Below are 13,469 nucleotides of genomic sequence, written 5' to 3' on the forward strand. Positions count from 1 at the left end.
CGCCCCACGTCGCCACCTCGCGCGACTCATCGACGTCAGTCCAGCCCATGGCTCACTTCTCGTGTTTTCCCGGCGCTTCGGCCCTCTCCGATTTCCGTCAAACCCGTCTGCTCGACACGCTCAGGCAAATCGACGCCAACATCGTCGCGGTGCGCGGCCAGTTCCTGCACTTCGTCAATGCGGCCGAGCCGCTGTCGGCCGACGACAGCGCGCGCATCGATGCGCTGATGCACTACGGCGAGCCGTTCCGGCCGGCGGGCGAGAAGGGCGCGACCGAGACCTTCGTCGTGCTGCCGCGCTTCGGCACGGTCTCGCCGTGGGCGAGCAAGGCAACCGACATCGCGCAGCACTGCGGCCTCACGCACGTGCGCCGCATCGAGCGCGGCGTCGAATTCACGGTCACGCTGAAGTCGGGCCTCCTCGGCGGCAAGAAGGCGCTGTCGGACGACGCACGCGCGACCGTCGCGGCCGCGCTGCATGACCGGATGACCGAAAGCGTGGTCGCGGCGCGCGACGACGCGAAGCACCTGTTCGACGAGCTGCCGGCCAAGCCGCTCGCGAGCGTCGACGTGCTGGGCGCCGGCCGCGGCGCGCTGGAGCGCGCGAACGTCGAGCTGGGCCTCGCGCTCGCCGACGACGAGATCGACTACCTGGTCGACGCGTTCCGCAAGCTCGAACGCAACCCGACCGACGTCGAGCTGATGATGTTCGCGCAGGCGAACAGCGAGCACTGCCGCCACAAGATCTTCAACGCGCAGTGGACGATCGACGGCGAAGCGCAGGACATGTCGCTGTTCGCGATGATCCGCAACACCGAGAAGCTGAGCCCGCAGGGCACGATCGTCGCGTATTCGGACAACTCGTCGATCATGGTCGGCGCCGAAGCCGAGCGCTGGTTCCCGCGCAAGGCGGGCGCGGCCGGCGAGCCGGGCGAGCGTTACGGCCGCCACACCGAGCTCACGCACACGCTGATGAAGGTCGAGACGCACAACCACCCGACGGCGATCTCGCCGTTCCCGGGCGCGGCGACCGGCGCGGGCGGCGAGATCCGCGACGAAGGCGCGACGGGCCGCGGCGCGCGTCCGAAGGCCGGCCTCACGGGCTTCACCGTGTCGAACCTCGACCTGCCCGACGCCCGCCAGTCGTGGGAAAACGCACGAGACGCGGCGCAGCCGGTGGCCGAGCGCAACCCGAACGAGCAGCACGGCCCGTACGGCCGTCCGGACCGCATCGCGTCGCCGCTGCAGGTCATGATCGACGGCCCGCTCGGCGGCGCCGCGTTCAACAACGAATTCGGCCGCCCGAATCTCGGCGGCTACTTCCGCGTGTACGAGCAGAACGTCGGCGGCACGGTGCACGGCTATCACAAGCCGATCATGATCGCGGGCGGCCTCGGCAACATCGCGGATCAGCACACGCACAAGCACGACGTGCCGGCGGGCTCGCTGCTGATCCAGATCGGCGGCCCCGGCATGCGGATCGGCATGGGCGGCGGCGCGGCCAGCTCGATGGCGACCGGCGCGAACACGGCCGAGCTCGACTTCGACTCGGTGCAGCGCGGCAACCCGGAAATCGAGCGGCGCGCGCAGGAAGTGATCAACGGCTGCTGGCAGCTCGGTGCGGAAAACCCGATCCTGAGCATCCACGACGTCGGCGCGGGCGGCCTGTCGAACGCGTTCCCCGAGATCGTCGACGGCGCGGGCAAGGGCGCGCGCTTCGAACTGCGCAAGGTCGCGCTCGAGGAATCGGGCCTGTCGCCGCGCGAAATCTGGTCGAACGAGGCACAGGAGCGTTACGTGCTGGCGATCGCGCCGGCCGACCTGCCGCGCTTCGAGGCGATCTGCGCGCGCGAGCGCTGCCCGTTTGCGGTGGTCGGCGTCGCGACCGACGAACGCCAGCTGAAGCTCGTCGACGACGAAGCGACCGGCGCCGACCAATACCCGGTCGACATGCCGATGGAAGTGCTGCTCGGCAAGCCGCCGCGCATGCACCGCGACGTCGCGCGCGTGCGCACCGAGCGTGCGCCGGTCGACGTGACGGGCGTCGCGCTGTCGGCAGTCGCGCTCGACGTGCTGAAGCATCCGACGGTCGGCAGCAAGTCGTTCCTGATCACGATCGGCGACCGTTCGGTCGGCGGTACGTCGGTGCGCGACCAGATGGTCGGCCCGTGGCAAGTGCCGGTGGCCGACTGCGCGATCACCGCGCTCGACTATGCGGGCTTCAAGGGCGAGGCGATGACGATGGCCGAGCGTACGCCGCTCGCGGTGATCGACGCGCCGGCATCGGGCCGCATGGCCGTCGGCGAAGCGATCACGAACATCGCGAGCGCGCCGATCGCGTCGCTCGACAAGCTGAAGCTGTCGGCGAACTGGATGGCCGCGTGCGGCACGGCCGGCGAGGACGCCGCGCTGTTCGACACGGTCAAGGCGATCGGCATGGAGCTGTGCCCGGCGCTCGGGATCGGCATCCCGGTCGGCAAGGATTCGCTGTCGATGAAGACGAAGTGGGACGAGCAGGGCGTCGCGAAGGAAGTGGTGTCGCCGGTGTCGCTGATCATCTCGGCGTTCGCGCCGGTCGAGGACGTGCGCCGTCATCTCACGCCGCAACTGCGCCGCGTGGCGGACGCGGGCGACAGCGTGCTGATCGCGATCGACCTCGGCCGCGGCAAGAACCGGATGGGCGGCAGCATCTTCGCGCAGGTCACGCAGCAGGTCGGCAATGCGACGCCGGACGTCGACGACGCGGAAGACCTGAAGCGCTTCTTCGACGCGATCCAGTCGCTCAATGCACAGGGCAAGCTGCTCGCGTACCACGACCGCTCGGACGGCGGCCTGTGGGCGACCGTGTGCGAAATGGCGTTCGCGGGCCATGCGGGCGTGTCGCTGAACGTCGACATGCTGACGCTCGACCCGGACCACGAATCCGACTACGGCGACGCGAAGGACTGGGCGAAACAGACGAGCGGCCGTCGCGACGACCGCACGCTGCGCGCGCTGTTCTCCGAAGAGCTCGGCGCCGTCGTGCAGGTGCGCGCGTCCGATCGCGACGCGGTGCTCGGTGCGTTGCGCGAGTTCGGCCTGTCGACGTGTTCGCACGTGATCGGCTCGGTCAACGATCGCGACGTGATCGAGGTGTACCGCGATGCGAAGAAGATCTTCGACGCGCCGCGTACCGAACTCCATCGTGCATGGAGCGAAGTGAGCTGGCGCATCGCGCGCCTGCGCGACAACCCCGCCTGCGCGGATGCGGAATACGACGCGCTGCTCGACGCGGCCGATCCGGGCCTCTCGCCGGTGCTGACGTTCGATCCGGCCGACGACGTCGCCGCGCCGTTCATCGCGACGGGCGCACGGCCGCGCGTCGCGATCCTGCGCGAACAGGGCGTGAACTCGCATCTGGAAACCGCGTATGCGTTCGATCGCGCGGGCTTCGACGCGCACGACGTGCACATGAGCGACCTGCTCGCGGGCCGCGCGACGCTGGCCGATTTCGCGGGCGCGGTCGCGTGCGGCGGCTTCTCGTACGGCGACGTGCTGGGCGCGGGCGAAGGCTGGGCGAAGACGATCCGTTTCAACGCGAACCTCGCCGACATGTTCTCGGCCTTCTTCGCGCGTCCCGACACGTTCGCACTCGGTATCTGCAACGGCTGCCAGATGCTGTCGAGCCTCGCGTCGATGATCCCCGGCGCTGAAGCGTGGCCGAAGTTCACGCGCAACAAGTCCGAGCAGTTCGAGGCGCGCTTCTCGTTCGTCGAAGTGGAGAAGTCGCCGTCGATCTTCTTCGCGGGGATGGAAGGCTCGCGCATTCCCGTGGCGGTCGCGCACGGTGAAGGCTATGCGGACTTCTCGCAGCAGGGCGACATCGATCGCGTCGCGGTCGCGATGCGTTACGTCGACCACCGCGGCGAAGCGACCGAGCGCTATCCGTTCAACCCGAACGGGTCGCCCGCCGGCATCACGTCGGTCACGACCGCCGACGGCCGCTTCTCGGTGCTGATGCCGCATATGGAACGCGTGCATCGCACGGTCACGATGAGCTGGCACCCGGAAGGCTGGGGTGAAGCGAGCCCGTGGATGCGTGTGTTCCGCAACGCGCGCCGCTGGATCGGCTGATCCGGATGATGTTCGACCCGAACGCGCCGGTCGAGGTCGTCACGCTGCGCGACGAACGTGCGGGCGAGGCCGACGCGATCGGCCGCGTGATCCGTGCGGCGTTCGCGGGCGAGCCGCAGGGTGGAGCGTTCGAGCAGCGCATCGTCGAGACGCTGCGCGCAGACGGTGCGCTGAGCGTCTCGCTCGTCGCGGAGCGCGACGGGCGTATCGTCGGGCACGTCGCGTTTTCGCCGGTCGCGATCGGCGGCGAGCCGGCCGGCAGCCAGCAGTGGTACGGACTCGCGCCGCTCGCGGTGCGGCCCGATTGCCAGCGCAAAAGCATCGGCGCGGGGCTCGTCCGCACGGGGCTCGACGCGTTGCGGCGGCTCGGCGCGCGCGGCTGCGTGGTGCTTGGCGAGCCGGCGTATTACGCACGCTTCGGGTTCGAACCGCACGGCGACATCGTCTTTCCGGGCGTGCCGCCCGAGTATTTCCTCGCGCTGCCGTTCGACGCATCGGCTCCGCTGCCGTCGGGCGAAGCGCGTTATCGCGACGTGTTTTATCCCGCGTAGCGAATGCTGCGGGCGGGGCGATGCCCGGCACGGGAAAGCCGCTCTTCGGAGCGGCTTTTTATTGCGCGTCGGCCAGGCGCCGCCGCGTCTCGACACCCATGTTCGTGCGCGCCCAAAGAAAAAGCCGCTCCGAAGAGCGGCTTCTCGATGCGTGTATGACGCGCGCCGGCGTTACTGGATCTTCGCCTGCTGGCGCAGACCTTCCTCGAACGCCTGCAGCTTCTGCTGCACGAGCTGCTGCGCGATCTGCGCCTTCACCTGATCGAACGGCGGCGGTGCGATGTCGCGGATGTCGTCGACGCGGATGATGTGCCAGCCGAACTGCGTCTTCACCGGCGTGTCGGTCATCTGGCCTTTCTGCAGCTTCTGTGCGGCCGCCGCGAATTCCGGCACGTACGCCTTCGGGTCGGACCAGTCGAGATCGCCGCCGTTCTTGCCCGAACCCGGATCCTTCGAGTATTGCTTCGCGAGATCCTCGAACTTCGCGCCGCCCTTGATCTTCGCGATCAGGTCCTTCGCCTGCTGCTCGTTGTCGACGAGGATGTGGTGCAGGTGGTACTCGCGGTTGCCGCCCACGCCCTTGACGAGCTGGTCGTAGCGCGCCTTCACTTCGGCGTCGGTCGGCTGGTTCTTCTTCAGGAAGCTCTCGATCATCGAGCGCAGCACGACCGTCTGCTGCGCGACGGCGACTTGCGCCTTCACGTCCGGCCGATTCGGGATGCCTTCGCGAATCGCTTCCTGCATCAGGATTTCGCGGTTCACGAGTTCCTGGCGCACGGCCTGCTGCAGTTGCGGGCCGTCGGTCTGGCCTTGCTGGACGAGCTGCGCGACCATCGCGTCGGCGCGCGACTTCGGAATCGGCGTGCCGTTCACGACGGCGATGTTCTGGGCAAATGCCGGTGCCGCTGCAAAAGCAGCCGCCGCGACCCACAGGCGGGGGGATTTCAGGATCATCGGGAATTCCTAATGAGACTAGATTGAAGATTCGTTGAATTCTTCGGGCGTGTAAGCCACGATCGCGAGCGCGTGAATGCCGCGCTGCATCGCATCAGCGAGCGCATCATACACCAGCCGGTGCCGTGCGACGCGCGGCTTGCCCGCGAACGCGGACGATACGATCGTGACCGTGAAATGACCGCCGGCGGCGGCGCCCGCGTGGCCTGCGTGCTGCGCACTGTCGTCGCGCACGGTCAGCGACAGCGGCGCGAGCGACGCGGTGAGGCGCGCTTCGATCAGCGCGATGCGTTCGTCGGGGGAAGCGTGCAGAAAGGCGTCGCTCATGTCATTCGTCCTTCAGGTACTTCGTGAGCCACAGGCTCTGCAGGATGATGAATACGACCATCGCGCCCGTCGTACCGAACAGCTTGAAATTCACCCATTGCGATTCGGTGAAGTTGTGCACCACGTACAAGTTCGCGACGCCGAGCACCGCGAAGAACAGCGCCCACGCGAGATTCAGCTTGTCCCACACGGGGGACGGCAGCGTGAGCTGCTTGCCCATCATCTTCTCGATCAGGTTCTTGCTGAACGCATAACGCGCGGCGAGCAACCCGATCGCAAACAGCCAGTACAGCACGGTCGGTTTCCATTGAATGAATTTCTCGTCATGCAGGACGAGCGTGGCGCCACCGAACACGACGATCACGCCGAGGCTGACCCACAGCATCGTGTCGACCTTCCGGTGCCGGAAGGCGACCCATGCGACCTGGGCCAGCGTCGCGACGATCGCGACGGCGGTGGCGGTAAAGATGCCCCAGACCTTGAAGGCGACAAAAAACAGGATGATCGGAAACAGATCGAACAGGAATTTCATGGCGCTCGCAGCTGCGTGACGGGCCGCCGGTGCGGCCTGTCATCGTTGTAGGGACCCGCCAGGCATCGCCGTCGCGGATCGGGGCGGTCCGGCCCGCGGCTGGCCGCCCGGCAGATCCGCCCGGCGCCGCTCATTCGTTTTCGGGTCGGGACTCGAAGTTTAACGCAGCCGAATTGATGCAGTACCGCAAACCGGTCTGGTCGCGTGGACCGTCCTCGAACACGTGGCCCAGATGCGCGCCGCAGTGGTTGCAGCGCACCTCGACGCGCACCATCCCGTGCGAGTAGTCGATCTTCTCGTCGATCACCTCGCTGTCGAGCGGCTTGAAGTAGCTGGGCCAGCCGCAGCCCGAGTGGAACTTGGCGCCGGATTCGAACAGCGGCGTGCTGCAGACGACGCACTTGTAGATGCCGGCGTCCTCGGTGTCGGTGTATTCGCCGGTGAACGCGCGCTCGGTCGCCGCGTGCTGCGTGACCTCGTACTGCATCGGCGTCAGGCGCCGGCGCAGTTCGGCGTCGTCCTTCTGGTACGGGTAGGTTTTGTCGTCGGAATCGTGTGACATGTGAGGGTTCTCCTGATCGGTCGGTCGGGTCGGACGCGTCGTGCGGTCACGACGAGCAGCTCACTTCGAGCGACCCGGCCCAGTCGGGCGGCAACGCCGCGTACGCTTCATGCTCCGGTTGTTCGTCGAACGGGCGGCGCAGGATCTGCGCGAGTCGCTCGACTTCCGAAAAATCCTTTTCCTTCGCGCGCCGGATCGCGACTTCGGCGAGATGGTTGCGAAGCACGTATTTGGGGTTCGCGCGGTTCATTGCAACCGCGCGAGCCGCGTCGTCGCGCGTTTCCTCGGACAGCCGCGCCCGGTAGAGGTTCGCCCAGGCGTCGAACGCTTCGCGGTCGATGAACAAGTCGCGCACGGGCGCGTCGCGGCTCGCGTCGTGCTTCGAGACCTGCGCGAGCCGGCGGAACGTCAACGTGAAATCCGCGTGGCTCGCGTGCATCGTCTCGAGCAGCTTGTTCGCGAGCTCGGCGTCGTTCTCGCGCTCGAGCGCGAGGCCGAGCTTCGCGCGCATCGCGCGTTCGAGTGCGGGACCGAAGCGCTCCGGAAACTTCGCGAGCACGGCCTGTGCATCGTCCACCGCGCGCTCGGCGTGTGCATCGTCGTCGGCGATCCCGTGCTGCAGCCCGATCAGCGGCAGCAGCGCCTGCGCGAGGCAGTAGCAGTTCCAGTGCGCGATGCGCGGCTGCATCCGGTACGCATAGCGGCCGCCGGTATCGGAGTGGTTGCAGATGTGGTTCGCGTCGAATGCGTCGACGAAGCCGAACGGACCGTAATCGATGGTCACGCCGAGAATCGACATGTTGTCGGTGTTCATCACGCCGTGGCAGAAGCCGACGGCCTGCCACTGCGCGACGAGGTCGGCCGTGCGCAGCGTCGCGGCTTCGAGCAGCGCGAGGTACGGATCGTCCGCGTCGCGGCAGGCCGGATAGAAGCGGTCGATCACGTGATCGGCAAGCTGGCGCAGCAGATCGGGGCGATCGTTCGAGAAGAAGTGCTCGAAGTGGCCGAAGCGCACGAAGCTTTCCGACACGCGCGTGACGACGGCCGCCGTCTCGATCTCCTCGCGCACCACCGGCTGGTCGGAGCCGATCACCGTCAGCGCGCGCGTGGTCGGGATGCCGAGGTGATGCATCGCTTCCGAGCACAGGAATTCGCGAATCGACGAGCGCAGCACCGCACGGCCGTCGCCCATCCGCGAGTACGGCGTGCGGCCACCGCCCTTGATCTGCAGTTCGTAGCGCCGGCCGTCGGTGCCGGGCAATTCGCCGATCGTCAGCGCGCGGCCGTCGCCGAGCTGGCCGGCCCATACGCCGAATTGATGGCCGGAATAGACCGACGCGTACGGCATCGCGTGCGCGGGCCAGTCGCGCGTCGGGTTGCCGGCGAACAGCTCGGCGAAGCCGGGCTGCGCGGCGATCGCGGGCGGCAGGTCGAGCAGTTGCGCGACTTCGTCGGAAAAGCCGACGACGTACGGCGCGGCGAGCGGCGCGGCCGGCAGCCGCGTATGAAACGCGTCGCCGAGCGTGACGAACGCATGTTCGGCGGGCGCGCCGAGCGTCGCGGCGAGGTCGGGCAGGGTGTCAGCCGCATCGGCTGCGCTTCGGGAAAACGACATGTTGAGCGCCTCTGGGTAAGCCGATATTGTAAGGCGGCGCCGCGCCGCCCGCATGGCGGCCCGCGCACCGCGCGCCACGCCCGTCCGGGGCCGCCGACGGGCGCGCACCGGACTGCTTCCGTACGGAAACGGCCCGCACGCTGGTCACCGATTCGCATCCTCGGGGAGAACAAGACGATGGGTAAGCCGTTGCTGGGCCAGATGATGGATGTGCCGCTGCTGGTGTCGTCGCTGATTTCGCATGCCGCGCGGCACGCAGGCGACACGGAGATCGTGTCGAAGCGCGTGGAAGGCGACCTGCATCGCTACACGTACCGCGATTGCGAACGCCGCGCGAAGCGGCTGGCGCAGGCGCTCGGGCGGCTCGGCGTCGAAACCGGCGACCGCGTCGGCACGCTGGCGTGGAACGGCTACCGGCATCTCGAGGCGTATTACGGGATCGGCGGGATGGGCGCCGTGTGCCACACGATCAACCCGCGCCTGTTTCCCGAACAGATCGCGTACATCGTCAATCACGCGGAAGACCGCTACGTCCTGTTCGACATCAATTTCGCGCCGCTCGTCGACGCGATCGCGCCGCAATGCCCGCACGTGAAGGGCTGGATCGCGATGACGGATGCCGCGCACCTGCCGTCCGGCGCGACGCCGTTCCTCTGCTACGAAACGCTCGTCGACGCCGAGGACGGCCGCTACGACTGGCCGCGTCTCGACGAGCAGCAGGCGTCGGGGCTGTGCTACACGTCCGGCACGACCGGCAATCCGAAGGGCGTGCTGTATTCGAATCGATCGACCGTGCTGCATGCGTACGGCGCCGCGCTGCCCGACGCGATGAACCTGTCCGCGATGGACGCCGTGCTGCCCGTCGTGCCGATGTTCCACGTCAACGCATGGGGGCTGCCGTACGCGGTGCCGCTGACGGGCGGCAAGCTGGTGCTGCCCGGCAAGGATCTCGACGGGAAATCGCTGTACGAGCTGATGGAGGCCGAGCGCGTGACGTTCTCCGCGGGCGTGCCGACCGTGTGGCTCGGCCTGCTGAACTACATGCGCGAAGCCGGCGTGCGTTTCTCGACGCTGAACCGCACGGTGATCGGCGGCTCCGCGTGCCCGCCCGCGATGCTGCGCACGTTCGAGGACGAATACGGCGTGCGCGTGATCCATGCGTGGGGGATGACCGAGCTGTCGCCGCTCGGCACGCTCGCGAAGCTCAACTGGGCGCAGTCGCAGCGGCCGCTCGACGCGCAGCGCCGGTTGCTCGAGAAGCAGGGGCGCGTGATCTGCGGCGTCGACATGCGCATCGTCGGGGAGGACGGTCGCGAGCTGCCGTGGGACGGCGTCGCGTTCGGCGAACTGCAGGTGCGCGGGCCGTGGGTGATCGACCGCTACTTTCGCGGCGACGCGTCGCCGCTGTCGGACGGCTGGTTCCCGACCGGCGACGTCGCGACGATCGACCCCGACGGCTTCCTGCAGATCACCGACCGCAGCAAGGACGTGATCAAGTCGGGCGGCGAGTGGATCAGCTCGATCGACATCGAGAACGTCGCGATCGCGCACCCGGGGGTGGCCGAAGCCGCGTGCATCGCCTGCGCGCACCCGAAATGGACCGAGCGGCCGCTGCTCGTCGTGGTGCCGCGCGAAGGCGCGAACCTGAGCCGCGACGCGCTGCTCGCGTTCTACGAGGGCAAGGTCGCGAAATGGTGGATTCCCGACGACGTCGTGTTCGTCGAATCGCTGCCGCACACCGCGACCGGCAAGCTGCAGAAGCTGAAGCTGCGCGAGACGTTCCGCGATTACGTGTTGCCGACGGCGGTGTGCGAGCCGTAAGCCCGACGCCCGGGCCGTTCCGGGCCCGCGAACCGGTCGCCCGATCCGTCCCCGGATCGGGAACGAAATTCAAATTGAACGACCGTGCTTTTTCGTTGTATGCTGCCTGCGTTCATCCGGACATGCGGCCGTTCGACCGCGCACAATGAAGCGCAGCCAATCCGGCGCGCGATGCATGGAGGCAGGCAGATGGCAGTGGACTACACGACTCGCGACGGCGTGGCCGTCGTCACGCTCAACAACCCGCCCGTCAACGGGCTCGGCCTGTCGACCCGTCAGGGCGTCATGGACGCGCTCGATCGCGCCGCGCAGGATCCGTCGGTCACGGCCATCGTGCTGACCGGCGCGGGCCGCGCGTTTTCGGGCGGCGCCGACATCACCGAATTCAATACGCCGAAGGCCCTGCAGGAGCCGACGCTGCACACCGTGATCCGTGCGGTGGAGGCGAGCGCGAAGCCGGTCGTCGCGGCGCTGCACAGCGTCGTGATGGGCGGCGGCCTGGAACTTGCGCTCGGCGCGCACTACCGCGTCGCGGCGCCCGGCGCGCAGGTCGCGCTGCCCGAAGTGAAGCTCGGGCTGCTGCCGGGCGCGGGCGGCACGCAACGCCTGCCGCGCGCGGTCGGGCTCGAAACCGCGCTGAACATGATCGTGTCGGGCGCGCCGGTCCCGTCGGAGCAACTCGCGAAGAGCGGGCTGTTCGACGAAATGGCCGACGGCGACCTGCTCGACGCGGCCGTCGCGTTCGCACGCAAGGTCGGCGCGCAGAAGGGGCCGCATCCGCGCGTGCGCGATCGCAAGATCGTCCATGAAAACGCGGCGGGCTTCATCCAGTTCGCGCGCAATTCCGCGCGGGCGGCCGCGCCGAATTTCCCCGCGCCGCACAAGTGCATCGACGCGATCGAGGCCGGCGTGCTGAACGGTTTCGACAAGGGCAGCATCGCCGAGCGCGAAGGTTTCGTCGCGCTGATGATGACGCCGGAAAGCCGCGCGCTGCGCCATGCGTTCTTCGGCGAGCGCGCGGCGAGCAAGATTCCCGACGTGCCGGCCGATACGCCGCTGCGCGAGATCCGCCGGGTCGGCGTGATCGGCGCGGGCACGATGGGCGGCGGGATCGCGATGAACTTCGTCAACGCGGGGCTGCCCGTCACGCTGCTCGAGACGAAGCAGGAGGCGCTCGAGCGCGGCCTCGCGACGATCCGCAAGAATTACGACGCGCAGGTGAAGAAGGGCAAGCTCACGCAGGAGAAGCTCGACGCGCGCATGGCGCTGATCGCGCCGACGCTGTCCTACGACGACCTGAAGGACGCCGATCTGATCGTCGAAGCCGTATTCGAGGAACTCGGCGTGAAGGAGCAGGTGTTCCGCAAGCTCGACGAAGTCGCGAAGCCGGGCGCGATCCTCGCGTCGAACACGTCGACGCTCGACGTCGACAAGATCGCGGCGTTCACGAAGCGTCCGCAGGACGTGGTCGGCATGCACTTCTTCAGCCCGGCGAACGTGATGAAGCTGCTCGAGGTCGTGCGCGGCGCGCAGACCGCGAAGGACGTGCTTGCGACCGTGATGGCGGTCGCGAAGAAGATCCGCAAGACGGCGGTCGTGTCGGGTGTGTGCGACGGCTTCATCGGCAACCGGATGATCGAGCAGTACATCCGCCAGGCGCTGTTCATGCTCGAGGAAGGCGCGCTGCCCGCGCAGGTCGATCGCGCGATCGAGAAGTTCGGGTTCGCGATGGGGCCGTTCCGGATGAGCGACCTCGCCGGCAACGACATCGGCTGGGCGATCCGCAAGCGGCGCTACGTCGAGCAGCCCGAGCTGCAGTATTCGAAGATCGCCGACCGCCTGTGCGAACAGGGCCGCTTCGGCCAGAAGACGGGCGCCGGCTGGTACGACTACGTGCCGGGCGATCGCAAGGCGAAGCCGTCGTCGCTCGTCGACGAGATGATCGTCGCGTATTCGAAGGAGCGCGGCGTCGAGCGGCGCAAGATCGGCGACGACGAGATCGTCGAGCGGCTGGTGTTCGCGCTCGTCAACGAAGGCGCGAAGATTCTCGAGGAGAAGATCGCGTCGAAGGCGTCCGACATCGACATGGTCTACCTGACCGGCTATGGCTTCCCGCTGTGGCGCGGCGGCCCGATGCTGTACGCGGACACGGTCGGCCTCTACAACGTCGAGCGCGCGATTCGCCGCTATGCGGCGGCGCCGAACGGCGACGCCTGGCGGCTCGCGCCGTCGATCGCGGAACTGGCGAAGGCCGGCCGCGGGTTCAACGGCTGACGCCGCCGCATCGCGGCGCGGCCGATCCTGTCTGGAGACACGCAATGAAACGCACCGACGACGTCCTGCTCGTGATCGACGTGCAATACGACTTCATGCCGGGCGGCGCGCTCGCGGTGCCCGACGGCGATGCGGTCGTGCCCGTGATCAACGCGCTCGCGCAACGCTTCGACCAGGTCGTGCTCACGCAGGACTGGCACCCGCGCGAGCACGTGTCGTTCGCGGCGAACCATCCGGGCCGCGAGCCGTTCTCGACGCTCGCGTTGCCGTATGGCGAGCAGGTGCTGTGGCCCGTGCACTGCGTGCAGGACACCGACGGCGCGGCGCTGCATCGCGACCTCGACATCCCGCACGCGCGGCTGGTGATCCGCAAGGGCGGCGACGCGCAGGTCGACAGCTATTCCGCGTTCGTCGAAGCCGACCGCACGACGCGCACGGGGCTCGCAGGCTACCTGCGTGAACTCGGCGCGAAGCGCGTGTGGTGCTGCGGGCTCGCGACCGACTATTGCGTCGCGTGGTCGGCGCTCGATGCGCGCGCGGCCGGATTCGAAGCCGCGGTGATCAACGATGCGTGCCGTGCGATCGACCTGAACGGGTCGCTCGCACACGCATGGCAGCAGATGCAGGCAGCGGGCGTCGCGCATGCGACGTCCGCGGGCGCGCGCCCGGCGGCGTAGCGCATTCCCCATCCGATTCAGGACATGAAGCAGGACCGAAGGAG

At 68.1% G+C, this 13,469-nt stretch carries 10 protein-coding genes; 5 read left to right on the top strand and 5 right to left on the bottom strand.

Annotated features, from left to right (window positions below; all coding sequences use genetic code 11):
- The first annotated feature begins 47 nt into the window (after window positions 1-47).
- Together purL and WT53_RS17930 are read left to right on the top strand one after the other, a co-directional pair.
- The gene (purL, locus tag WT53_RS17925; protein ID WP_060260943.1) at window positions 48-4,112 is read left to right on the top strand and encodes a phosphoribosylformylglycinamidine synthase; all 4,065 of its coding nucleotides are present in this window, start codon (window positions 48-50) and stop codon (window positions 4,110-4,112) included.
- Window positions 4,113-4,117: 5 nt separating this feature from the next.
- On the top strand, window positions 4,118-4,663 hold the full coding sequence (locus WT53_RS17930) for a GNAT family N-acetyltransferase (RefSeq protein ID WP_059780944.1): 546 nt from the start codon (window positions 4,118-4,120) through the stop codon (window positions 4,661-4,663).
- Window positions 4,664-4,834: 171 nt separating this feature from the next.
- Here WT53_RS17930 and WT53_RS17935 read toward each other — a convergent pair whose 3' ends face one another.
- From WT53_RS17935 to WT53_RS17955, 5 genes are all read right to left on the bottom strand, one after another.
- Window positions 4,835-5,617: a peptidylprolyl isomerase gene (locus WT53_RS17935; protein ID WP_034207536.1), complete on the bottom strand. Its 783-nt coding sequence runs from the start codon at window positions 5,615-5,617 to the stop codon at window positions 4,835-4,837.
- Between the two features lie 18 nt (window positions 5,618-5,635).
- Window positions 5,636-5,944 (bottom strand): BolA family transcriptional regulator, encoded by a 309-nt coding sequence (locus WT53_RS17940; RefSeq protein ID WP_034207535.1) that lies wholly within the window; start codon window positions 5,942-5,944, stop codon window positions 5,636-5,638.
- Window position 5,945: 1 nt separating this feature from the next.
- Complete coding sequence (locus tag WT53_RS17945; RefSeq protein WP_006483893.1) at window positions 5,946-6,476, bottom strand: septation protein A; 531 nt, start codon at window positions 6,474-6,476, stop codon at window positions 5,946-5,948.
- A gap of 130 nt (window positions 6,477-6,606) precedes the next feature.
- Window positions 6,607-7,038, bottom strand: a complete 432-nt coding sequence (gene msrB / locus WT53_RS17950) for a peptide-methionine (R)-S-oxide reductase MsrB (RefSeq protein WP_034207534.1) — start codon at window positions 7,036-7,038, stop codon at window positions 6,607-6,609.
- A gap of 46 nt (window positions 7,039-7,084) precedes the next feature.
- The gene (locus tag WT53_RS17955; protein WP_059780947.1) at window positions 7,085-8,653 is read right to left on the bottom strand and encodes a YdiU family protein; all 1,569 of its coding nucleotides are present in this window, start codon (window positions 8,651-8,653) and stop codon (window positions 7,085-7,087) included.
- Between the two features lie 177 nt (window positions 8,654-8,830).
- On the opposite strand from WT53_RS17955, the gene WT53_RS17960 reads away from it, so the two are divergent.
- The 3 genes from WT53_RS17960 to pncA all read left to right on the top strand — a co-directional run bounded on the left by WT53_RS17960 (window position 8,831) and on the right by pncA (window position 13,425).
- The gene (locus tag WT53_RS17960; RefSeq protein WP_034207532.1) at window positions 8,831-10,474 is read left to right on the top strand and encodes a 3-(methylthio)propionyl-CoA ligase; all 1,644 of its coding nucleotides are present in this window, start codon (window positions 8,831-8,833) and stop codon (window positions 10,472-10,474) included.
- 189 nt (window positions 10,475-10,663) lie between these two features.
- Window positions 10,664-12,748, top strand: a complete 2,085-nt coding sequence (locus tag WT53_RS17965) for a 3-hydroxyacyl-CoA dehydrogenase NAD-binding domain-containing protein (RefSeq protein WP_034207531.1) — start codon at window positions 10,664-10,666, stop codon at window positions 12,746-12,748.
- A 44-nt stretch (window positions 12,749-12,792) separates the two neighbouring features.
- Window positions 12,793-13,425, top strand: coding sequence for a bifunctional nicotinamidase/pyrazinamidase (gene pncA, locus WT53_RS17970; protein WP_006483895.1), 633 nt, complete (start codon window positions 12,793-12,795; stop codon window positions 13,423-13,425).
- Window positions 13,426-13,469: the final 44 nt, after the last annotated feature.

The organism is Burkholderia sp. MSMB2157WGS, from assembly GCF_001532755.1.
Lineage (GTDB): Bacteria > Pseudomonadota > Gammaproteobacteria > Burkholderiales > Burkholderiaceae > Burkholderia.